22 protein-coding genes are annotated in these 20544 nt (G+C 70.0%); 16 read left to right on the plus strand and 6 right to left on the minus strand.

Annotated features, from left to right (window positions below; genetic code table 11):
* Positions 1-98 precede the first annotated feature (98 nt).
* The 3 genes from AN233_RS05015 (at position 99) to AN233_RS05025 (ending at position 2941) form a co-directional block, all read left to right on the plus strand.
* Positions 99-1058, plus strand: coding sequence for a phospholipase D-like domain-containing protein (locus tag AN233_RS05015; protein WP_080508357.1), 960 nt, complete (start codon positions 99-101; stop codon positions 1056-1058).
* A gap of 258 nt (positions 1059-1316) precedes the next feature.
* On the plus strand, positions 1317-1724 hold the full coding sequence (tnpA, locus tag AN233_RS05020) for an IS200/IS605 family transposase (protein WP_058365752.1): 408 nt from the start codon (positions 1317-1319) through the stop codon (positions 1722-1724).
* Entirely contained in the window at positions 1724-2941 is a 1218-nt protein-coding gene (locus AN233_RS05025; protein ID WP_058365753.1) for an RNA-guided endonuclease InsQ/TnpB family protein, read from the plus strand. The genes tnpA and AN233_RS05025 overlap by 1 nt, the downstream gene beginning before the upstream one ends.
* Positions 2942-3128: 187 nt before the next feature.
* Here AN233_RS05025 and AN233_RS05030 read toward each other — a convergent pair whose 3' ends face one another.
* Positions 3129-3773 carry a DUF7114 family protein gene (locus tag AN233_RS05030; protein ID WP_058365754.1) on the minus strand — a complete coding sequence of 215 codons (645 nt, stop codon included), beginning with the start codon at positions 3771-3773 and terminating at the stop codon, positions 3129-3131.
* Positions 3774-3833: 60 nt separating this feature from the next.
* Between AN233_RS05030 and AN233_RS05035 the strand changes: the two genes are divergently transcribed.
* Positions 3834-4526 carry an enoyl-CoA hydratase/isomerase family protein gene (locus tag AN233_RS05035; RefSeq protein WP_058365755.1) on the plus strand — a complete coding sequence of 231 codons (693 nt, stop codon included), beginning with the start codon at positions 3834-3836 and terminating at the stop codon, positions 4524-4526.
* Between the two features lie 28 nt (positions 4527-4554).
* On the opposite strand, the gene AN233_RS05040 is transcribed toward AN233_RS05035, so the two are convergent.
* Complete coding sequence (locus tag AN233_RS05040) at positions 4555-5514, minus strand: M48 family metallopeptidase (protein ID WP_058365756.1); 960 nt, start codon at positions 5512-5514, stop codon at positions 4555-4557.
* A 100-nt stretch (positions 5515-5614) separates the two neighbouring features.
* On the opposite strand from AN233_RS05040, the gene AN233_RS05045 reads away from it, so the two are divergent.
* A complete protein-coding gene (locus tag AN233_RS05045; RefSeq protein WP_058365757.1) occupies positions 5615-6697 on the plus strand; it encodes an aminopeptidase in 1083 nt (360 codons plus the stop codon).
* Between the two features lie 55 nt (positions 6698-6752).
* On the opposite strand, the gene AN233_RS05050 is transcribed toward AN233_RS05045, so the two are convergent.
* Positions 6753-7691, minus strand: a complete 939-nt coding sequence (locus AN233_RS05050) for a winged helix-turn-helix domain-containing protein (RefSeq protein WP_058365758.1) — start codon at positions 7689-7691, stop codon at positions 6753-6755.
* Positions 7692-7814: 123 nt separating this feature from the next.
* Here AN233_RS05050 and AN233_RS05055 point away from each other — a divergent pair, with 123 nt between their 5' ends.
* The 11 genes from AN233_RS05055 to AN233_RS05105 all read left to right on the plus strand — a co-directional run bounded on the left by AN233_RS05055 (position 7815) and on the right by AN233_RS05105 (position 17667).
* Positions 7815-8030: a PLDc N-terminal domain-containing protein gene (locus AN233_RS05055; RefSeq protein WP_058365759.1), complete on the plus strand. Its 216-nt coding sequence runs from the start codon at positions 7815-7817 to the stop codon at positions 8028-8030.
* A gap of 133 nt (positions 8031-8163) precedes the next feature.
* Positions 8164-8493, plus strand: coding sequence for a hypothetical protein (locus tag AN233_RS05060; protein ID WP_058365760.1), 330 nt, complete (start codon positions 8164-8166; stop codon positions 8491-8493).
* A gap of 298 nt (positions 8494-8791) precedes the next feature.
* Positions 8792-10087, plus strand: coding sequence for a 4Fe-4S ferredoxin N-terminal domain-containing protein (locus tag AN233_RS18225; protein ID WP_080508363.1), 1296 nt, complete (start codon positions 8792-8794; stop codon positions 10085-10087).
* Positions 10084-11406, plus strand: a complete 1323-nt coding sequence (nrfD, locus tag AN233_RS05070; protein ID WP_080508358.1) for an NrfD/PsrC family molybdoenzyme membrane anchor subunit — start codon at positions 10084-10086, stop codon at positions 11404-11406. Before AN233_RS18225 ends, nrfD begins: the two co-directional genes overlap by 4 nt.
* Complete coding sequence (locus tag AN233_RS05075) at positions 11403-11708, plus strand: hypothetical protein (RefSeq protein WP_094192405.1); 306 nt, start codon at positions 11403-11405, stop codon at positions 11706-11708. Before nrfD ends, AN233_RS05075 begins: the two co-directional genes overlap by 4 nt.
* Before the next feature lie 146 nt (positions 11709-11854).
* Positions 11855-13027, plus strand: coding sequence for an Mrp/NBP35 family ATP-binding protein (locus AN233_RS05080; RefSeq protein WP_080508359.1), 1173 nt, complete (start codon positions 11855-11857; stop codon positions 13025-13027).
* Between the two features lie 132 nt (positions 13028-13159).
* On the plus strand, positions 13160-14518 hold the full coding sequence (cyoE, locus tag AN233_RS05085) for a heme o synthase (RefSeq protein ID WP_058365785.1): 1359 nt from the start codon (positions 13160-13162) through the stop codon (positions 14516-14518).
* Positions 14519-14956 carry a DUF3054 domain-containing protein gene (locus AN233_RS05090; RefSeq protein WP_058365762.1) on the plus strand — a complete coding sequence of 146 codons (438 nt, stop codon included), beginning with the start codon at positions 14519-14521 and terminating at the stop codon, positions 14954-14956. It abuts the gene before it with no gap.
* A 395-nt stretch (positions 14957-15351) separates the two neighbouring features.
* The gene (locus tag AN233_RS05095; RefSeq protein WP_058365763.1) at positions 15352-16608 is read left to right on the plus strand and encodes a threonine synthase; all 1257 of its coding nucleotides are present in this window, start codon (positions 15352-15354) and stop codon (positions 16606-16608) included.
* Positions 16609-16703: 95 nt separating this feature from the next.
* Positions 16704-17069 (plus strand): DNA-binding protein, encoded by a 366-nt coding sequence (locus tag AN233_RS05100; protein WP_058365764.1) that lies wholly within the window; start codon positions 16704-16706, stop codon positions 17067-17069.
* A gap of 4 nt (positions 17070-17073) precedes the next feature.
* Entirely contained in the window at positions 17074-17667 is a 594-nt protein-coding gene (locus tag AN233_RS05105; protein ID WP_058365765.1) for a DUF7411 family protein, read from the plus strand.
* A gap of 44 nt (positions 17668-17711) precedes the next feature.
* Here the strand turns inward: AN233_RS05105 and AN233_RS05110 are convergent, their stop codons facing one another.
* From AN233_RS05110 to AN233_RS05120, 3 genes are all read right to left on the minus strand, one after another.
* Positions 17712-18893: a DUF7118 family protein gene (locus AN233_RS05110; protein WP_058365766.1), complete on the minus strand. Its 1182-nt coding sequence runs from the start codon at positions 18891-18893 to the stop codon at positions 17712-17714.
* 3 nt (positions 18894-18896) lie between these two features.
* Positions 18897-19244: a phosphoribosyl-AMP cyclohydrolase gene (gene hisI / locus AN233_RS05115; protein WP_245626017.1), complete on the minus strand. Its 348-nt coding sequence runs from the start codon at positions 19242-19244 to the stop codon at positions 18897-18899.
* A gap of 156 nt (positions 19245-19400) precedes the next feature.
* Positions 19401-20438, minus strand: a complete 1038-nt coding sequence (locus AN233_RS05120) for a prepilin peptidase (protein ID WP_058365768.1) — start codon at positions 20436-20438, stop codon at positions 19401-19403.
* Positions 20439-20544 lie beyond the last annotated feature (106 nt).

Below are 20544 nucleotides of genomic sequence, written 5' to 3' on the forward strand. Positions count from 1 at the left end.
GCGGGAGATTTGCGTCATAGACAACCGCATTCTCTCGCTTCAACTCCTTTGATTTAGCGGCCTAACTCGCTGCTGTATGGCGATTCAACACAGCCGTAATAACTGACGTAGAAGCGTGGGTAGGAACGTTCGGAGGAAGCTCTCGCCGGGAGATACAGAAACTCGTAGAATCGAATCAAGATCGAATACATAACATCCGCGACATTCACGCTAAGGTAGTTATCTCCGACTATTCTGCTATTCTTGGGTCTGCAAATCTGACAGAAAAAGGAGTGACGGGACGGAGGGAGATGGGTGTTCAATTTGAGGAGGACGACATCATCGAGGAGTTGCAAGATTGGTTCCTCAGCCTATGGTCGAAAAGCTCGTCAATCGACCTCGATGAATTTGAAGACCACATTCAATCCCTCTCTGCAATGCCGACGACGCATTCGGGAACCACGTCGTCGGTTACGTCCGAGGCTCCGCGAGTGAATGCCAGCTTCGTGAAGCAGGACGCCCTGTCTGAGGACGACGTGGAGTCGGACGACGAAGCGCGGGAAACGTTGGTAGATATTCTCCAGATGGCTCCGAGTCAAGAGTGGGCGGATTCGTTCTTCGATCTGCTGGCCGACGTTATTCTCACTTGGGAACTCGAAAGCGACGACCCTCGTTTAGTGACCTCCATCGCTCAGAAAGACCGTATCGCGGTGTCCATCAACAACCGATACGTGTTGGGTGCGTTCCCAGCGGATGAACCTTCGACAGGTTTCACCATCGAGGATAGCACGAAGAACGTGGAGAGCCTCATCGAGGAGGCTGACGAGTATATGGCGTTCGAGGCACTCTCAGGAGAGGACGAAGGCAGAACGCCGCATTGGGTCGAGTATAGTGCTTACCCCAAGCGGATGATGAACGACTCGTTTCGCCGTGGGTGGATGAAAGCGATCTCCGACGAATTAGAGCGAGCATCTGGCTCCCCGTATCAGCAATATCACGAGCCACTGGTGTATCGAATGGCCGTCGATGCGGACTATAGAGAACTGATACTGCGGGATGCCTTCTTTGGGGGTCTGTGAGTAACCATTAATCCAGATTTACCCAATCCACCGACGCTCGCCCCACCTCGATGGGTCGAAGTCCAGTGTCGATCGTGACCGCGATCAGCTGGATGTCGGCACTAAGCCCCTATCCTCAAAGGAGCGACCGCAGGGAGCGGATTGGGAGGAGATACAGCGTCGTTATCACTTGTCTATACATCGATACGCTTAGATGACCACAGGTCTACACAGTCGCAACTTTTTCGCATTGGGATACTATACAATTAGAGGAACCCAATGGAATATGACCTCGACTCGGGAGCGCACTCGACGTATTCCCTGCACTACCACCTGATACTCACCACGAAGTATCAGCGAGGAGTGCTAACCGAGGAGCGAACCCAATTCATTCACGAGGTCATCAGCGGGTTCACGGACAACTACGGTGTCGAACTGACGAACCTCGACGGCGAGGACGACCACGTACACATCCTTTTCCGAGCGAAGCCAACGACAGACCTCGTGAAGTTCATCAACACGGTCAAGGGCGCGACCGCCCGCCGTATCCGCAATGAGTACGCGGACGAACTGAAGACCGAACTGTGGGGCGACTCATTCTGGAACGATTCGTACTGCCTCATCTCGACGGGGCAGGTGTCGCTGGATATGCTGAAACAGTACGTCGAAGACCAGCGGGAGAGCTGATGTACTACACCTACAAGTACCGTCTCAAGCCGTCCGACGCCCACCGCGAGGAATTGGACCGCCACCGAGACATTTGTAGGCAACTGTACAACCACACGCTCTACCGTCTCAACGAGTACCAAGACGAACACGGCGAACTGCCGTCTATGACCACCCTCCGGTCGGAACTTCCCGACCTCAAGGAGTGGTGGGACGGTCTCTCGGACGTGTACTCGAAAGTTCTCCAAACCGTCGTGGAACGCCTGTTCGACAACCTCAAAGGACTCTCGGCGCTCAAGAAGAACGGCTACGACATCGGTCAACTCAAGTGGAAGCCGCCACGGGAGTTCCGCAGTTTCACGTACAGTCAGTCCGGCTTCAAGCTCGACAAGAAGGGCGGTCAGACTGTCCTGTCGCTCTCGAAACTCGCGGATATTCCGATCCGGCTTCACCGCGCCATCCCCGACAATGCGACGCTCAAGCAAGTCACGGTCAAGAAGGAACCGACGGGCAAATGGTTCGCCACGTTCGGCGTCCAAATGGAACGTGAGGTACCCGAACCGCCTGAGAATCCCGAGAAATGCGTCGGCATCGACGTAGGGATTCTCAAGTACGCTCACGACACGGATGGAACCGCCGTGGGATCGCTCGATCTCTCCGACGAGCGTGAACGATTGGAGCGCGAGCAGCAGAAGCTCTCGCGGAAGCAACACGGGTCAAACAACTACGAGAAGCAACGACGACGCGTTGCGGAATGTCACGCAGATATCCGACGGAAACGCCGCGACTTCTTGCATAAACTCTCGGCGTACTACGCTCGGAAGTACGACCTTGTGGCGGTCGAAGATCTGAACGTGAAGGGGATGATGGAGTCACCGTCGAACAGCCGCAACATGGCGTCTGCCGCGTGGCAGACGTTCCTCTCGTTGCTCGAATACAAGTGTGAGCGCGAGGGGACGCACCTCGTGGCGGTCAACCCGAGAGGGACGACCAAGGAGTGTGCGTCCTGCGGCGTCTCGACGGAGAAACCGTTGTGGGTCCGTGAACACTCCTGTCCTGCCTGCGATTTCGAGGCGGACAGGGACGCGAACGCGGCATGGAACATTCTTTCTCGTGGCCTCGAAGACGTAGGAGTGGGATACTCCGAATCAACGCCTGTGGAGACTGCGCTCCCTGTGGATACGCCTGTATCTGCAAAGCGCGTCGTGGAAGCAGGAAGCCCTACCCTCAAGGAATGAAGGGCGTCAGCCGTAAGCGAGTAGGGTAGTTCACGCGTTTCGATCCGGACGCCGTCCGCGAGGTCGTCGCACGGTCGCGGTCCGGCCGTCGGCGCTCGCCCGATCGCTTCGATCGCGCCGGTAGAGCCACCGCTCCCGGTTCGAGAACGGTCGTGGGCCGCAAGCCGGCCGTCGCTGCCTGCCCGCCTCAGGCGCGCTCCTCGGAGAGCGCGGCGATGCGGTCGGCGGTGGCGTCGGGGAGCGCCTGCCCCGGCGGCGGGAACTCGCCGTCGTAGTCGGCGGCGAGCTCGCGGGCGTACGTCTGCAGCTCGGTGGGGGGGTCGCCGCCCACGGCGGTCGTCCCGGCGACGACCGCGAGCTCGAAGACGTCCTCCTCGAGGTTGCGGTCGAGGTCCGCGGCCGCGGCGGGCGCGGCCTCCTCGCGGCGGGTCTGGTCGCGGCCGAACGCGCGGACCACGTCGACGGCGGCCGCGGCGGCCTCGGTGCGCGCGAGCAGGTAGAAGCCCCGCGAGACGAGCACGTCCGCGGCGAGGATGTCGAGGTCGGCGGCGATGTCCGCCTCCGCGGCCGCCTCCTCGACCCACGGCTCGTCGTGCGCGAGCCGGCGGGTGAGCCGGAGCCCCTCGTAGATCAGCTGGACGCCGGCGGCGCGGTCCGCGACGGCGTCCATGTCCGCGGTCGGGTCCAGCGCGCGCGTGGCGACGAGCGCGAGGACGCCGGGCGTCACCGCCGCCGCAGCGAGTCTGTCGTCGAGGACCTCGCGGAGGCGCGCCGGCTCGATGTCGGCGACGGCCTCGCGCGCGGCGGCGCGTGCCCGCACGGCGTCGTCCATCGCCGGAAAGGAAGGCCGGGAAGGGCAAAGACCTTTGGAAACGACCCGTCTCTCCCCACCGTGATCCGCGCGACCGCGGACGGCCCGGTCCGGGTCGTCACCATCGACCGCCCCACTCGCCGCAACGCGCTCCGTCCCGAGGACCTCGACGCCCTCGCGGACGCCGTTCGCGAGACGAGCGAGCCCGTGGCGCTGCTCCGCGGCGCCGGCGACGCCTTCTGTGCCGGCGCCGACCTCGATGTCGTCGCAGACCTCGACGACCCCGAGGCGTTCGCACGTCGCGGGCAGCGGACCGCGCACGCCATCGAGACTGCCGACGCGGTGGTCGTGGCGGGCGTCGACGGCGCGGCCCGCGGGGGCGGGGTCGAACTCGCGCTCGCGGCCGACGTGCGCGTCGCGACGCCGGCGGCCACCTTCGGCGAACCGGGCGTCACCTTCGGCCTGTTCGGCGCGTGGGGCGGGACCGCTCGTCTTCCGCGGGTGATGGGCGAGGGCGAGGCGCTCGACTTCGCCTGCTCCGGACGCGTGCTCGACGCCGACGCGGCGCTCCGGACCGGCCTCGTCTCGCGAGTCGTCGACGACCCCCGGACCGTCGCCGATGAGATAGCGGCCAACGCGCCCGACGCGCTCGCGGTCCTGAAGCGCCGACTCCGCGACCGCCGGAGCGCGGAGGAACAGGAGGCGGCGGAGGCGGCCGCCTTCGGCGACCTCGTGCGGGAACACGCCGCGGATCTGGCCGCGGACAGGGAGTGACGGCGCCGTCGAGCGTGACGGCACCCTGTCACTCGACCGGGATCCGCGTCCTCCCGCGCTGCCGCCGACGGCGCTCCGCGTCGGCCCGTTCGGCCAGCCGCTCGACGCGCTCTTCGGTCGGGGGATGCGTAGAGATCCACCGCTCCAGCGTCGACTCCGTCTCGCGGTTGGTCGAGAGGGGACCGAGCGGCCACGCCGTCTCGGTCGCGCGCTCGATCCGCCGGAGCGCTCGCGCGAGCGCCAGCGGGTCGCCGGTCACCTCGACCGCGCGGTCGTCGGCCGCGAACTCCCGCCTGCGCGAGCGGGCGCGGACGAACAGCGTCGCCGCGAACAGGACCAGCACCGGCGCGGCGACGACGGCCCGGCGGAGTCGGCTCAGTGGACCGCGGCGGTCGCCCGGTCGGCCGCGCATCCACGCCGACCCGCGCGCGAGCCCCGACAGCGCGAGGATCGCGGGGAGGAAGGCGAGCGTCACCAGACCGACCGCGGTCTGGACGACTCCCTGCGCGAGCGCGCGGCGGAGCCCGTCGTTGCGCTCCAGGTGGGCGAGCTCGTGGGCGACGATCCCCTCCAGTTCCGCGGGATCGAGCAGGCGGAACAGCGAGCGGTCGAGGACGAGCGCGCCGCGGTCGCTCCCGCCGACGGCGAAGGCGTTGGGTGCGCCCATCTCCCCGACGTACAGCGTCGGCCGGTCCACGCCCATCCGCGCCGCGAGGTCGTCGATCCGGCGGTGGAGCCCGGGCGCGGCCGACCGCGGCAGCCGGTCCGTCGAGAGGGCGGCGAGCAGTTGGCTCGTGCCGACGCGGTAGCTCAGGTACGCGGACAGCAGGGTCGCGCCGACCAGGATCGCCGCCAGCGTCGGGGCGTCCGGGCGCGTCGCCCACAGCCACAGAAGCGCCCGGTAGCCGAGGAGCGCGGCCGCCAGATAGCCCGCGAGCAGGGCGACGCCGACCGCGGCCATGGCGACGCGCGCGGCGACTCGTCGCATCGGCCGGAAGTACGCGGGCGGTCCTGAAACAGGTTCCGGCGGTCGAGGCCCTCGGGACACACAGCGAAACCGGTAACACGACCGGCCGAGACGGGCGCGTATGGACCCGCGTATCCGCGAACACGCAGAGATCATCGTCGACCACTCCGCCGGGGTCGAGGCCGGCGACGACGTGGTCATCCAGATGCCCAAGGAGGCCGAGGACCTCGCCGTCGCGCTCCACGAGCTGTGCGGCGACCGCGGCGCGAACCCCCTCTGGCTCAACAACTCCGACCGCGCCGACCGCGCGTTCAAGCGCGCCGCGGGCGAGGCGTTCGAGGAACCGGCCCACGAGCGCGCCCTCTACGAGGAGACGGACGTCTTCATCATCGCCCGCGGCGGCGCCAACGCCACCGAGGGCGCGGACGTCGACCCCGAGACGAACGCGGCGTACAACCGCGCACGCGCCGAGATCAAGAAGGAGCGCCTCTCGAAGACCTGGTGTCTCACGCAGTACCCCACCAGCGCCCACGCCCAGCTCGCGGGCATGAGCACCGAGGGCTACGAGAACTTCGTCTACGACGCGGTCTCGCTCGACTGGGACGAGCAGCGCGAGTTCCAGGCGCAGATGGTCGAGATCCTCGACGACGCCGACGAGGTGCAGATTCGTAGCGGCGAGGAGACGGACCTGACGCTCGACGTCTCGGGGATGAAGACGCTCAACGACTACGGCGAGGCGAACCTCCCCGGCGGCGAGGTGTTCACCGCGCCCGTCCGCGACGGCGTCGACGGCGAGGTGTACTTCGACCTCCCCCTGTACCGCTACGGCCGGGAGATCGAGGACGTGCGCCTCACCTTCGCGGACGGCGAAGTGGTCGACCACTCCGCCGGCCGCAACGAGGACCTGCTGACCGGCATCCTCGAGACCGACGCGGGCTCGCGCCGCCTCGGCGAGCTCGGCATCGGGATGAACCGCGCCATCGACCGGTTCACCTACAACATGCTGTTCGACGAGAAGATGGGCGACACCGTCCACATGGCGGTCGGATCCGCCTACGAGGACTGCGTTCCGGAGGAGAACGAGTTGAACGAGTCCGCCGAGCACGTCGACATGATCGTCGACATGAGCGAGGACTCCGTCATCGAGGTCGACGGCGAGGTCGTCCAGCGCGACGGCACGTTCGTCTTCGAGGACGACTTCTAGATCGGCGCGTCGAGCCGCCGTCCACTCCGCGCCTCGGAAGTCCGGTCCGGCTCGACTACGCCTCGCGCTCGGCCTCCCGGATCCCCAGATCCGGCCCGAGCGTCACGGTCAACGTCTCGTCACTCTCGGGGATGGCCACGCGGAGCGCCCACGGGTCGCGGTCGAGGACCTCGACGTACTCGTCGCTGACGCACCACGGGAGCGTCCAGTAGGGGGTCGCCGAGAGGTCGACGCCGCGCTCGCGGTAGAAGGACACCACGTCCGACTGGTCCAGAAGCGAGAGGCCGACCGACGAACGGAGCCGGTGGCGGCACTGCGCGCAGACGTGTTCGACGTGGACCGAGAGCCCGAGCGGGGCGTCCTCGGGCTCGTCCGCCTCCACGATGTTCGTGGTCATCCGACCGTTACACTCGGGGCAGACCCCGTCCGCGGCCAGACAGTGGAGGTGGCGCACGCGCTGGTCGAACGCGCGCAGCAGTTCGGTCTCGTCGCGGTCGTTGAGCCCGCCCGGCGGGAAGGCGTACTTCCCGTGGGGCTTGCCGCAGTCGGGGCAGGCGACCGCGAACGTCTCGTCGGCGTAGCTCGCTCGCAGCTCCGCGCCGCAGTCGACGCAGGGGTCGCCGACGCCGAACGGCTCCACGTCCGGCGACTCGTTGAAGGTGCCCGCGAGCACCGCGCGCACGACGGCCTTGCCCGCGTGTCTGAGGTCGTACCCCTCGTCGGTCCGCACCACGAACTGGTCCGTGAGCTTCCCGAGGTGGTAGTTGAACTGCGCGGAGTCGCGCATGCCGACCTCTCGGCGGAGGTCCGAGAACCGCACCGGCGTCTCCTCGCTCCGCCACAGCGCCTCGAGGATGGACAGCCGCGTCTCGCTGGCGACCACGGAGAAGGCGTCCGCGGGCGACATGCAGTCGTCGCAGGCCAGAAGCTCCTCCGCGTCCGCCTCGCGTCGCCCGCGCCGGTCCCGCTCCGGTGACGTGCTCGCCTCGCTCATGCCCCTAACTGGCGCGTCCGGCCCCATAACCGTTGCCCGAACCGGATTTTTGTAGAACGTCTGAAACGAACGACGACCGCCGTCACCACAAAGAACTTGCTCACCGGGGGCGATTCGCCGACGATGCTCACCACGGTAGCCCTCCAGGGCGGCGCGGGAGCGATCTTCGGCCTGATCGGGATCCTCCTGCTCGTCGCCCACCTCGCGCTGATCGTCTGGACGTACAGCGACGCCGAGTCCAACAGCAGTCACCCCGCGTTCCTCTGGGCCATCGTCGTCTTCCTCGCGCCGCTCCTGGGGATCGTTCTGTACCTGCTGCTCGGCCGCGACCGCCTGTAGCGCGGCCGCCCGGGTGGCGACGAAGTGTCCCCCGACGGCCGGCAGTTCCTCAAACGAGTTTCAGTAAGCTCCGGTACATAATTGTTCTTCTGCTTACACTTATCTGGGTTTCGGTCCATCGTTTACACGAGTCATGACCCCATCCGACTCGACCCGACGGCGCGGACGCGAGACGACCGGCCCCGGCGGCGTCGGCCGCCGCGAACCGCCCGCAGCCCCCTCGATCCGCGCGGTCGCCGCGACGGCGCTGCTCCCGGCCGCGCTCGTCGCGGGCGTGACCGCGGCGCTGTGGCTCCGCGAGGCCGCCCGCGCGATCGATCCCTCGGCCGAGGCGGTCGCGCTCGCGGTCCTGCTGGTCGGCGTCTCGCTCGTCGCCCGCCCGCTCCGGCCGACCGCGCTGCTCGGCCGGATCGCCAGTCGGCTGCCGGCCCCCCGGCGCACGGCCGCGGCCGACGGGGCGTAGAGCGGCGCGCGGCCGGCCGAGCGGACTCGGCGCGTCCGCGACGGTCTCCGAGCCGAACCGGTTCGGGGACCGGTCCGAGCGGTCGGACTCCCCCGACCGTGTGCCGCCTTTATCCGCTACTCGGCGAACGCGTTCGCGGTCGTTCTCAGCCGCGTGGAACGCGGTCCACGCTTGACCGGGCGCCCCCCGTACGCTCGCGTACGGACCCGTCACGCGGACGCGTCGGTCGCGTGTGGCCTCCGGCGACGTGCCCGACGGCACCGCCGGCCGCGCGCGGTCGGGTCCCGGGAGACCGACCATGAGCACTGACGACGACATCGACACGCCACCCGACGACGAGGAGCGGCACAGGCGACTCCTCGACGAGACGGACTACGACACGGACCTCGGGCTGGAGCTCGCGCGGGACGCTCAGCGCGTCACCGCCGGCGAGCTGAGCGAGGCCGCGTTCTACCGGCGCTACCACGACCGGATCGTCGAGGAGTTCGAGATGGACGACCGCGAGATCGACCTTCCCGACCCCGACGCGCTCGCCGCGGGCGAGGGGGGCGACGGCGGCGTCGGCGACGGGAGCGGCGACGCCGGCGGCTTTCTCGACCGCCTCGGGGACGCGCTCGAGGGTTTCGACCCCGACGACGGGGAGTCCCGGCGCTCCGTGATGAAGAAGGGGGCCGCCGCGGGCGCGCTCGCACTCGGCGGGCTCGGAAGCACCGGCGGCGCCGGCCCCGGCGACGGCACCGCGGCCGGCGCCGCGGGGTCCGGCGAGGAGGGCGACGGCACCCGCTGGGGGATGACGATCAACCTCAACAACTGCGACGGCTGCCTCGCCTGCATGGTCGCCTGCGACCAGGAGCACAACCTCTCGCGCGGCGCCAACTGGATGTACGTCTTCGCCTTCGAGGACGAGAATCAGGGCGAGGAGACGAACTTCCTCCCGCGCACCTGTCAGCACTGCACGGACTCGCCGTGTACGAAGGTGTGTCCGGTCGGCGCCCGCCACACGCGCGAGGAGGACGGGCTCGTGCTGACGGACTACGACATCTGCATCGGCTGCCGCTACTGCGAGGTGTCGTGTCCCTACGGCGTCAACTACTTCCAGTGGGGCGAGCCCGACGTGCCGGAGTCGGAGATCGACGACGACCACCAGATCGACGACCGGGGCCGGTGGGTCGGCTCCCGGCCGCCCGAGGGCGTCATGGGCAAGTGCACCTTCTGCGTCGACAGACAGGACGGCCAGATGGGCGAGGAGAAGATCGGCACCACCGCCTGCGAGGAGGCGTGCACGATGGACGCCATCCACTTCGGCGACCTGAACGACCCGGAGAGCCCGCCGAACCGGCACCTCCGGGAGTACCGCGAGTCGCAGGAGAACGACCGCTCCGACTACCCGAACCGGAAGGAGCACACCGTCTCCACGTTCCAGCTGCTGGAGGAGCGCGGCACCGACCCCAACGTCACCTTCGTCGGCAACGCGCCCTCGCAGGACGCCCGGCAGGTCGACGGGCCCGTCACCTACGAGGAGATGGGCCTGACCGATAACCGCAAGGAGGTGCTCGATCAGGGGGCCGAGGCCGCGGGAGGTGAGACGGCGTGAGCGTCGACGTGACCGGCGTCGACCGCGACACGCTCGTCCGGCCGATCCGGACGGTCTCGACGCGCTACCTCGCGGCGCTGTCCGTGGCGCTCGGCATGATCGGCGTGTGGCTGTTCTTCTACCTCCAACAGCTCCGGCACGGCCTGATCGTCACGAACCTCGCCGACTGGGGTTCCGGCGGCGGCGTGCCGTGGGGGCTCTACATCGGCGCGTTCATCTGGTGGGTCGGCATCGCCCACGGCGGGATCATCCTGTCGGCCGCGGTCCGGCTGCTCGGGATGGACACCTACCAGCCCGTCGCGCGGCTCGCCGAGCTGTTGACGATCGCGGCGCTGACCTGCGCGGGGATCTTCATCCTGATCCACGTCGGCCGGCCGGACCGACTCGTGACGAGCGTCATCCCGGCGTGGCCGACCCGGGTCCAGTGGTCGCCGCTGATGTGGGACGTGACGGTGATCACCGCGTACTTCGTGCTGACCGCGACGTACCTCGGGCTGACGATCCGGTACGACCTCCACCGGCTCCGCAACCGGCTGCCGAACCGGCTGGACCCGATCTACGACGTCCTCCTCGTCGGCTACTCCGAGACCGAGGACGCGGTCGTCGAGCGGATGGTCTGGTGGATCGCGTTCGCGATCATCATCATGGCTCCCCTGTTGCTCCACGGCGGCGTGATCCCGTGGCTGTTCGCGCTGCTGCCATCGATGGCGGGCTGGGCCGGCGGGGTGCAGGGGCCGTCGTTCCTCTCCATCGCGCTCACCTCCGCGGTGAGCGGGATCATCATCGTCGCGGCCGCGTTCCGGTACGCGTACGGCTGGGCGGAGCTGATCCCGGAGGCCGTCTTCCGCGGGCTCGGGCAGTGGCTCGGCTTCTTCAGCCTGCTGTTCCTGTGGCTGCAGCTCCAGCAGGTGATCACGGGGATCTTCGCGGCGCCGACGACGCTCCAGCACGCGACCGAGGTGAAGATCGCGACGCCGCTCTACTGGGTCGCGATCGGCGTCGTCGCGCTCGCGATGCTCTACGTCTTCGCGGCGTCGCTGCGCCCCTCGCTGTTCAGCCTCCCGCTGCTCGTCGCGCTCTCGGTCGGCGTGCTCGCCGGGACGCTGATCGAGAAGGTGCTGTTCGTCGTGGAGGGGCTGATGCACGCGCACTTCGACCTCTACGCCGGCGTTCCCGGCGCGTACACCCCCTCGGCGGTCGAGCTGTCGGCGCTCGTCGGGACGGTGGGGATCGTGGTGCTGTTCTTCCTCGTCGTCTCGAAGGTGATCCCGGTCGTGGAGCTCCACGCCATCGAGGACCACGGGGAGGTGGAAGGATGACGGCTGCGCCGGCCGCCCTCCCGCCCCTCCTCGCGCTGGCGTCGCTCTCCGCGCCCCTGCCGGCGCTCCCCCTGCTCGCCGGCTCGGCCGACTACACGCTCCCGTTCGTCGGCCCGGGGACGTACCTGATCTTCGGCATCGTCCTCCTGCCGGTGTACGTCATGGTCGGCGCGTGGTTCCTCGGCGACCCGAGCGACCGGTTCGCGAACCTGCTCGGCGTGGGCTACCTCGCCGGCCTGACCACCGTGCTGTGGGGGAGCCTGCTGGTGGCGACGCTGGTCATCGGGGCGGTGTTCTTCTGAGCCCGCCCCGGCGCAGCGAGCGATAATCGAACACAGTACCGCCCGCCGACCGATCCGCGACCCTGCATCGCCCGCCGACCGATCCCGACGCCGCATCGCGCCGCAACCGACCGCGGTCCGACCGCGGTCCGACCCACACCGAACCCATGACCATCACCGAAGCAGAACTGACCGACCGGCTCCGAGCGGTAGCGGACCCGACGAACGACGACGACATCGTCTCGATGGGGCTCGTCAACGACGTGACCGTCAGCGACGGCACCGCCGAGGTCTCGCTGGCGTTCAACGCGCCCTGCGCCCCGGCGGAGATCGAGATCGGCGACCGCGTCCGCGAAGTCGTCGCGGACGCCGGCCTCGAACCGGACCTGAGCGCCAGTTTCGGCGAGGCGCACGGCTTCGACCGGAGCGTACTGCCCGGCGTCAGAAACGTGATTGCGGTCGCGTCGGGCAAGGGCGGCGTCGGCAAGACGACCGTCGCCGCGAACCTCGCGGCCGGGCTGGACGAGCGCGGCGCCCGCGTCGGCATCCTCGACGCGGACGTGCACGGGCCGAACGTCCCCCGGCTGCTTCCCACCGAGAACGAACCGGGGGTGATGCCCGACGGCGACATCGTCCCGCCGCGCTCCGACGGGGTGCTCGTGATGAGCGCCCACCACATGCTCCCGGGCGACGACCAGCCGGCCGTCCTCCGCGGGCCGATGGTGAACAACGTGATGATGAAGTTCGTCAACGAGGTGGAGTGGGGACAGCTCGACTACCTGATCGTCGACCTCCCGCCGGGAACGGGCGACGCCTCGCTGAACCTGCTCCAGTCGCTGCCCGTCGCCGGCGTCGTCATCGTCACGACGCCACAGGAGATGGCGGTCGCGGACGCCCGCAAGGGGCTTCGGCTGTTCGACGACCACGACGCGCCCGTGCTCGGCGTCGTCGAGAACATGGCCGCGTTCCGGTGCCCCGACTGCGGCGACACCCACGAGGTGTTCGGCGAGGGCGGCGCGGCGTCGATCCGCGACGACTACGGCGTCCCCGTGCTCTCGCGGATCCCCGTCCACCCGGACTTCGACAGCGAAGGGGCCGAGGGGCCGACCGTCCGCGACGACGACAGCGACGTGCAGGACGACCTGTTCGCCCTCGTCGACGACGTGGCCGATCGCGTCGGAACGGTGACCCGCCGAAAGGTCGCGGAGCGGGTCGGGGACTGGAACCCCGAGGGCAGCGAGGAACGCGCCGCCGAACGCGGCGGTTCCGACGACACCACCGGCGAGAAGCACGCGGCCGACGGCGGCGAGGACCCGTCGCGCTGCTCCTGCTCGGAGTGACCGGCGGCCGTTTCGGGGCGGTTTTTCGGGACAGTTTTCGAAGCGGGTTTTCGGAGTGAGGCGGGTCGGCTCCCCCGGAACCCGAACATCTTCGGCGGAAGGGCCGGGATGGCGGCGCTCGAGCGTGTGCACATGGGCGCGACACGATTCACGACACTCCTGACGGCGAGCGTCGTCGGCACGTACCTCGTTCTCGCTCTCGGCGCGACGACCGCGACGGCGGGGGAAGCGGCGACGCCCGGGCCGCTCGCGTGGGTCGCGAGGGGCCACTACGCGCTCGCGGCCGCGGTCTGGCTGCTGGTCGCCGCGACCGCCGCCTCCGCGTGGCGCGATGAGCGCGCGGCGGGCGTCCGTGCGGGGCTCGCGCTGGCGACGGTCGGCGTCCCGGTCCAGGGGGTGGTCGGCATGGCGGGACGCGTCGAAGGCTTCGACGGCGCGTGGTGGGGTATCGGCGTCGGAGGGGTCCACCTCTTCGGCGGCGTCGCGGCGTTCGCCGTGCTGCTCGTCGTGCTGGTCCGACACCTCGACGCGACGGTCGCCGAAGGGGACGCGACGGCGGAGAACGTGCCGACCGGGACCGGTTCCCGGCCGCCGCCGACCGACGCGTCCGCTCCGGACGGGCCCGCGGACCGCCTCCGCGCGTACCTCGCGCTGACGAAGCCGCGGCTGATGTGGCTGCTCTGTCTGCTCGCGCTCGCGGGGATGGCGCTGGCGGCGGCCACGGGCGCGGCGGTCGACGGCGTCACCGTGGTCGCGACGCTGGCCGGCGGCGTGCTCGCGGTCGGTGCGGCCGGGACGTTCAACCACCTGTTCGAGCGCGAGCGGGACCGGAAGATGGCCCGGACCGCCGACAGGCCGGTCGCGACGGCGGCGGTGCCGCCGCGGCGCGCGGCCGCGTTCGGGCTCGGGCTCGCCGCGGCGTCGATGACGCTGCTGTGGACCGTCGTCACCCCCCTCGCGACGCTGTTGACCGCCGCCGCGATCGGCTACTACGCCGTGGTGTACACCGTCCTGCTGAAACCGACGACGCGCTGGAACACCGCCGTCGGCGGCGGGTCGGGCGCGCTCCCGGCGCTCATCGGCTGGGCCGCGGTGACGGGCGGGATCGGGCTCCCTGCCGTCCTGCTGGCGGGCGTCGTGGTGCTGTGGACGCCCGCGCACTTCTACAACTTCGCCATCGCGCACCGCGAGGAGTACGCCAGCGCCGACTACCCGATGCTCCCGGTCGTCGCCGGAGTCCGGGCGACGCGCCGGCGCACGTGCTACTGGCTCGGAGCGACGCTCGTCGCGGCGGTCGCGCTCGGCGTCGTAGCGGAGTTTGGCGCGCTCTACGCCGTGACGACCGCGGGCGCCGGGGGCGTCTTCCTCGGGTCGCTCGTCCGACAGTACGACCGAGGGACGGACGCGGCCGCCCTCCGGACCTTCTACGCGTCGAACGCCTACCTCGGGCTGCTGCTCGCGGCGGTCGTCGCCGAAGCGGTGGTGGTCTGAGTGGCGGACGCGACCCGGACGCGACTCGGTCCGCCGCGGGTCCCTCGCCCCGCCGCGCTCGCGGCCGCGGCCGGCGACGTGACCGCGATCTCGGCGTTCCTCGGCGTCGGCCTGCTCGCACACGCGATCAACCCCCTCGCGTTCCCGCGGCACGCGGCGCTGACCGCGCTCCCGTTCCTGCTGGCGTGGGCGGTCGTCGCACCGCTCAGCGGAGTGTACGGGCGGGAGATCAGGGGGGACCTCCGGGCGCTGGTCCCACGGGTGACCGTCGTCTGGACCGTCACCTCGCTGCTGGGGGCTGGGCTCCGCGCGACCCCGATGCTCCCCGGCGATTCGCCGCCGACGTTTCTGTTGGTGAACGTCGGGATCGGGCTGGCGTTCCTGCTTCCGTGGCGACTGGCGTTCGCGGTCGGGATTCGCCGGTTCGAGGCGAAATGAAGGGGTTCGCGGTCGGGTTCGGAGCGCCGGCTCCGGCCCAGTGCTGCACCCTCCGAATCGCCACCACGTGAGCGAACACTCCGGTTCGGTGCTGTGGCAGTGAGGTGCAACGGCAGCGCTCTTCAACTGCGGTATCGCCTGCAGCTGTTGTGGCGATGCGGTCGGCGCGCGCGAGTAACGCGCGCGAGGGAGGCGGCGGCGCGGCCGCCTGCTGTGCGGTCCCGCGGCCGCGCCGCCGCCGAGGCTGGGGAGGTGTGAGGCTGCGGCTGCGGGGCGGTCGCGGGGCGGCTGCGGGGCGGTGGGACGAACAGGGCGACCGGGCGGAGCCAGAACAAGGCCCACCGACCGCGCATCGGGCGCCACAGCCATTAGCCCCGGGCGCACAGACACCGCGTATGCAGACCTCCGAGGCGTTCGTCGGACTCGACTGCGTCGACTGTGGCAACCGCTTCGACCCCGGCGAGGAACCGGGGCGCTGCCCGGACTGCGGCGGGATCCTCGACCCGGCGTACGACTACGACCGCGTGGACCTCTCGCCGGAGCAACTCGCGGACCGGCCCTTCGAGTCGATGTGGCGCTACGCGGAGCTGCTCCCGTTCCCCGCGGAGGCGGCGGTGTCGATGGGCGAGGGCGGAACCGCGCTCGTCGAGTGTCCCGAGCTCGCGGACGCGATGGGCGTCGGCCGCGTCCTCCTGAAAGACGAGGGACGCAACCCGACGGGGACGTTCAAGGACCGCGGGCAGGCGGCGGCGATGACCGCGGCGGCCCAACACGGCGCGGGGACGGTCGCGCTCAACTCCGCGGGCAACGCGGGACAGGCCGCGGCCGCCTACGCCGCCCGCGCGGGGCTGGACGCGCACGTCTACCTGCCGAAGCGCGCCGGCTTTACCCAGAAGGCGATGACCGAGGTCCACGGCGCGGAGCTCCACGTCTGTGACCCGGTTGGAGGGGCCGGCAAGAGCTCCCAGATCGGCGACGCGGGCGCCGCGTACGCGGCGGCGATGGACGACCACTCCGACTGGTACTCCGTGAAGACGTTCGTCACGCCGTATCGCCACGAGGGGAAGAAGACGATGGCGCTGGAACTCCTCGAACAGCTCGACTGGGAGGCGCCGGACGCGGTCGTCTACCCGACCGGCGGCGGCGTGGGGCTCGTCGGCATGCACAAGGCCGCGGTCGAGGCGGAGAAACTCGGCTGGACCGACGACCTCGTGCCGATGTACGTCGCGCAGGCCGAGGGGTGCGCGCCCGTAGTCAAGGCATACGAGGCCGGCGCGGATGAGCACGAACCGCTCGCCGACGACGAAGTGGACACCGCCTGCAACGGCATCGCGATCCCCGACCCGGGCGCGAGTCCCCTGATCCTCGACGCGGTCCGGGAGTCCGACGGCGGCGCGGTCGCCACCTCGGACGCGGCGATCCTCGACGCCGCCATCGAGGTCGCGCGCCGCGAGGGGCTGGAGGTCGGCGCGACCTGCGCGGCCGCGGTCTCGGGCGCGTTCGAACTCGCCGATCGGGGCGAGTTCGGTCCCGACGACACCGTCGTCCTGCTGAACACCGGCGCGGGGAACAAGGACGTGGACGCGCTCCGTGCGCATCTCGGGGAGCGGGAGGCCGCGGAGGAAGCCGCGGATGGGGAGGTCGCGGAGTAGCGACGCCGCGGACGCCGACCCGACCGAGGCATAGTTCGGCGCGACGGTCCGGATCCTCCGAAATCGTTTTTCGCGAGTACACACAACGTACGCGTATGAGTGGCAACCCCGACGACGAACGACTGGAAGAGCTTCGCGAGAAGAAGATGCAGGAGCTGCAGGAGCGCGCCGGCGGCGAGGGCGGCGCGGGCGGGGCCGACGCCGAGGCCCAGCAGGCCGCCCAGGAGCGCGCGGAGGCCCAGCAGGAGGCCGTGCTCAAACAACACCTCACCGACGACGCGCGCCAGCGGCTCAACGCCGTCGAGATGTCCAAGCCGGAGTTCGCCAAGAAGGTGAAAAAGCAGGTCGCGGCGCTGGCCCAGAGCGGCCGGATCCAGGGCCGGATCGACGAGGACCAGATGAAGGAGCTGCTGCGCGAGCTCCAGCCCGACCAGAAGAGCTTCGACATCCGGCGGCGGTAAGGGGATGGAGCTGGCCCTGCTGTACAGCGGGGGGAAAGACTCCTCGCTCGCCGCCCTCCTGTTGGACCGCTTCTACGACGTGCGCTGCGTGACGGGAACGTTCGGCCTCACCGACGACTACGAGCACGCCAGGCGGGCGGCCGAAGCGCTCGGCTTCCCCTTCGAGCGCGTCGACCTCGACGAGGCAGTCGCCCGCGAGGCCGCGGCGACGATGCGCGAGGACGGATTTCCCCGAAACGGCATCCAGCGCATCCACGAGCACGCCCTCGAGACGGTCGCGGAGCTCGACGTGGACGCCGTCGCGGACGGCACGCGCCGCGACGACCGCGTCCCCACCGTCTCACGCGCGCAAGCGCAGAGCCTCGAGGACAGACACGGCGTCGACTACATCGCCCCCCTCTCCGGGTTCGGTCGCCACGCCGTCGACCGGCTCGTGACCGCCACCTTCGAGGTGGAGCAGGGGCCAAGCGAGAAGATCGAGAAGGCCGACTACGAAGGGGAGATCCGCGCGCTCCTCCGCGCGGAGGACGGCGACGAGGTCGTCGCCGACGTGTTCCCCGACCACGAACAGACGTACGTCCACGGGCGCGCCGAGTAGCGCGCCGCGGGCGTAACCGCCCCCTTTCTTCCGTCTCCCGGCGGCTACCGCTCCGTCTCCGCGATCACGTCGCTCGCGAGGTCCCGGACGTCCCGCGCCTCCGCGAGGCGGTCGTGAACCGTGCCGGAGGCGACCAGTTCCAGTTCGTCGTCGTCCAGCTCCGCCCGCACCGTCGCAGCCTCCCGAACGCGCTCGTAGTCGTCGTTTCGCGTCGCCGTCAGCACGTCCCGGAGCGTCGCGACCGTCTCCTCGTCGGCGAACCGGGAGACGACGGGGATCAGCTCCTCGATCCGGTAGCGGAGCTCCTCGGCCGACTCCGGGGGCCACGCCAGCGCGAACGGCTCGCCGTCCAACCGCTCCAGATACGTCCGGTGGACCGCGACCGTCCGGCGGAGCGCACCGGGGTCGTCGACGTAGTGGTCCAGCTTCGACTGCGAGTAGTCGGCGTACTCCAACAGGTCCGGCACCGGCTCCTCGGCGGCGGGGTACTCCTCCACGTACTCCGTCAGGTCGGTCGGCGGCTCGTCCACGTCGATCAGCGGCGCGGACCCGGCCCGCTCCAGCAGGTCGAACAGCTCGCGGGCGCTCTCGTCCTTCTTGAACCGGCGGAAGTCCGCCTCGACCGCCTCGTTGTACTCCGTGACCGGCTCGCGGAGGCGGTCGACGGGCGCGTCGAGGTCGACCTCCGCGGCGTTCGCGAGGTCCGTCAGCTCGTCCACGCGGTCGTCCAGCTCGGAGCGCGCGGCGTTGGCGTCCCGGCGCGCGCGCCGATAGTCGTCGAGCGCCTCGTCGCGGCGTTCCAGCAGGTGGACGTACTCGCGGGCGGCCTCGAGGTGGTCGCGGGCCGCCTCGAAGTCCGACTCGGAGAGCCGGCGCTTGTCGACCGCCTCGTTGGCCGCCGCGAAGGCGTCGGCGGCGAGCGCGTCCGCCTCGACGTCCGTGACGCCCTCGAACGCGCTCTCGAACTGGACGTACGCGCCGAAGTCGCCCGTCCCGACCGCGTCCTCCTCGTAGTCGTCGAGCACCCGGACCGCGTTCCGGTAGCGGTCCGCAGCGGCCTCCACGCGCTCGCGTCCGAGGTCCGCGATCCGCGCATCGATCGCCGCGAGGTCGTCGTACGCCTCGCGGAGATCGGCCGCGGCCGTCGCCGCCTCTCGGACCGCCCCCGCGGTCGGTCCCGGTCGCCCGTCGGCGGCGGCGTTCGCGCCGGGTCCCGAGTCATCCATCGGTCAGTACACCTCGTCGGGATCGAACACCCGCTCGCCGACGTGCTCGCCGTCGACGGTCCGGTGGAAACAGGAGCGGTGCCCGGTGTGGCAGGCGCCGCCCGCCTGCTCGACGACGTACAGCAGCGCGTCGGCGTCGCAGTCGACGCGGACCTCCTCGACGGTCTGCGTGTGGCCCGAGGAGGCCCCCTTGTGCCACAACTCGTCGCGTGACCGGGAGTAGTAGTGCGCCTCGCCCGTCTCGCGGGTGCGTTCGAGCGCCTCGGGGGAGACGTACGCGAGCATCAGCACCTCGCCGGTCTCGGCGTCCTGTGCGACGGCGGGGACGAGACCGCTCTCGCCGAAGTCCATCTCGACCTCGCCGCGGGCCCCCCCGTCGTCCGCATCGCCCGTCTCACCGGTCGTCGCGTCGTCACTCATGAATGAGGGGACGGGCAGGCCGCGAATAGTCCTTTTGTCTGTCTCGGGGCGACGGGAATCGCTCCGAGGTCGAACGTCGGCGCCCGATCAGGCCGCCCCGACCGCACGCAACAGCGCGAACAGCAGGTCGCCGTACGTTAGCCCGAGCACCAGTCCGACGAACAGCGGGACGACGAACGGCATTCCGGGGGAGACCCAGACCGTCTCGCGCGCGGCGACCGTCTCCAGTCCCTCCCGCAGGGCCTCCGGGTCGGTGCCGTACGCCGATCCCTCGATCTCCGCGAGGAACCGCTCGGCGGCCCAGGGGTCCGCGGTCGGAGCCGCCTTCGACTCCGCGGCACGACCCGCTTCCCACTCCGCGGCCGCGTCCTCGAGATCCTCCCCGACCGACTCCCCGCCGTCGGTTGCGGGACCGACGTGCGTCCCGCCGTCCGTCGGGTCGTGCGTCTCGCCGACGCTCGCGGGATCTCGGAACCGATCGGGGTCGGCCCGCACGTCCGTGAGCCTCAGCCCGCGCCAGCGCAGGTACATCCGGAGGGCATCAAGGTCCAGCCCGCGCCGGGTGAACCCCGCTCGCGTCTCGAACAGCCGCCCGTGGAGGTGCGGGAGCCGCCCGATCGGAACGCGTTTGGCGAGGAACATCGCCGCAGAGAACCGACCGCGTGCGGCGTTGTACGCACCGAGTCCGACCGGGTACAGCGCCCCGAGGATAACGGCGTTCGTCAGCACCGTCAGCGAAAAGACGCCGACGTAGGTCCGCACCGCCGGAAACGCCGGGAGCCACGCGATCGGTAGGTAGTAGCTCGGGTAGGTGGGGAACAGCAGCGCGAGCGCGATCAGCGCCTTCGCGTCCGCACCGCCGAACCCCCCCACGTACCAGAAGGCGTAGCCGAGCGGCGCGACCACGAGCAGGCTGACCGCGATCCGGGTCAGAAAGAGGTCGCCGCCCACGCCCGCGAGCGGCCAGCGCGCGGCCACGTCCCACAGCAGCAGGGCCGCGCCGAGGAGGTATAGCGGCGGCCAGACGCGGTTGGGGACGCGCCGCGTCCGCACGTCGCGATAGGCGGCCCACGCGAAGACGGGGACCGCGACGAGCCGGAACAGGTCCGGCGCCGAGGCGATCATACTCGAGCCGCGGTCGCCGGGGAGTTAGGGGTTCGGATCGCCCGCGGCCAGGCCCGCAGCCGGGAGCGGGTCCACAAGAACGAGTGACAAAGAGGGGAGAAAACGG

It is taken from the genome of Haloparvum sedimenti (assembly GCF_001462205.1).
Classification (GTDB): domain Archaea; phylum Halobacteriota; class Halobacteria; order Halobacteriales; family Haloferacaceae; genus Haloparvum; species Haloparvum sedimenti.

Excerpts from the sequence above, each read along its gene's own strand:
- tnpA (WP_058365752.1), top strand. The coding sequence starts at position 1,317 with ATGGAATATGACCTCGACTCGGGAGCGCACTCGACGTATTCCCTGCAC.
- AN233_RS05025 (WP_058365753.1), top strand. The coding sequence starts at position 1,724 with ATGTACTACACCTACAAGTACCGTCTCAAGCCGTCCGACGCCCACCGC.
- AN233_RS05030 (WP_058365754.1), bottom strand. The coding sequence starts at position 3,773 with ATGGACGACGCCGTGCGGGCACGCGCCGCCGCGCGCGAGGCCGTCGCC.
- AN233_RS05040 (WP_058365756.1), bottom strand. The coding sequence starts at position 5,514 with ATGCGACGAGTCGCCGCGCGCGTCGCCATGGCCGCGGTCGGCGTCGCC.
- AN233_RS05045 (WP_058365757.1), top strand. The coding sequence starts at position 5,615 with ATGGACCCGCGTATCCGCGAACACGCAGAGATCATCGTCGACCACTCC.
- AN233_RS05050 (WP_058365758.1), bottom strand. The coding sequence starts at position 7,691 with ATGAGCGAGGCGAGCACGTCACCGGAGCGGGACCGGCGCGGGCGACGC.
- AN233_RS05055 (WP_058365759.1), top strand. The coding sequence starts at position 7,815 with ATGCTCACCACGGTAGCCCTCCAGGGCGGCGCGGGAGCGATCTTCGGC.
- AN233_RS05060 (WP_058365760.1), top strand. The coding sequence starts at position 8,164 with ATGACCCCATCCGACTCGACCCGACGGCGCGGACGCGAGACGACCGGC.
- AN233_RS18225 (WP_080508363.1), top strand. The coding sequence starts at position 8,792 with ATGAGCACTGACGACGACATCGACACGCCACCCGACGACGAGGAGCGG.
- AN233_RS05075 (WP_094192405.1), top strand. The coding sequence starts at position 11,403 with ATGACGGCTGCGCCGGCCGCCCTCCCGCCCCTCCTCGCGCTGGCGTCG.
- AN233_RS05080 (WP_080508359.1), top strand. The coding sequence starts at position 11,855 with ATGACCATCACCGAAGCAGAACTGACCGACCGGCTCCGAGCGGTAGCG.
- cyoE (WP_058365785.1), top strand. The coding sequence starts at position 13,160 with ATGGGCGCGACACGATTCACGACACTCCTGACGGCGAGCGTCGTCGGC.
- AN233_RS05095 (WP_058365763.1), top strand. The coding sequence starts at position 15,352 with ATGCAGACCTCCGAGGCGTTCGTCGGACTCGACTGCGTCGACTGTGGC.
- AN233_RS05100 (WP_058365764.1), top strand. The coding sequence starts at position 16,704 with ATGAGTGGCAACCCCGACGACGAACGACTGGAAGAGCTTCGCGAGAAG.
- AN233_RS05105 (WP_058365765.1), top strand. The coding sequence starts at position 17,074 with ATGGAGCTGGCCCTGCTGTACAGCGGGGGGAAAGACTCCTCGCTCGCC.
- AN233_RS05110 (WP_058365766.1), bottom strand. The coding sequence starts at position 18,893 with ATGGATGACTCGGGACCCGGCGCGAACGCCGCCGCCGACGGGCGACCG.
- hisI (WP_245626017.1), bottom strand. The coding sequence starts at position 19,244 with ATGGACTTCGGCGAGAGCGGTCTCGTCCCCGCCGTCGCACAGGACGCC.
- AN233_RS05120 (WP_058365768.1), bottom strand. The coding sequence starts at position 20,438 with ATGATCGCCTCGGCGCCGGACCTGTTCCGGCTCGTCGCGGTCCCCGTC.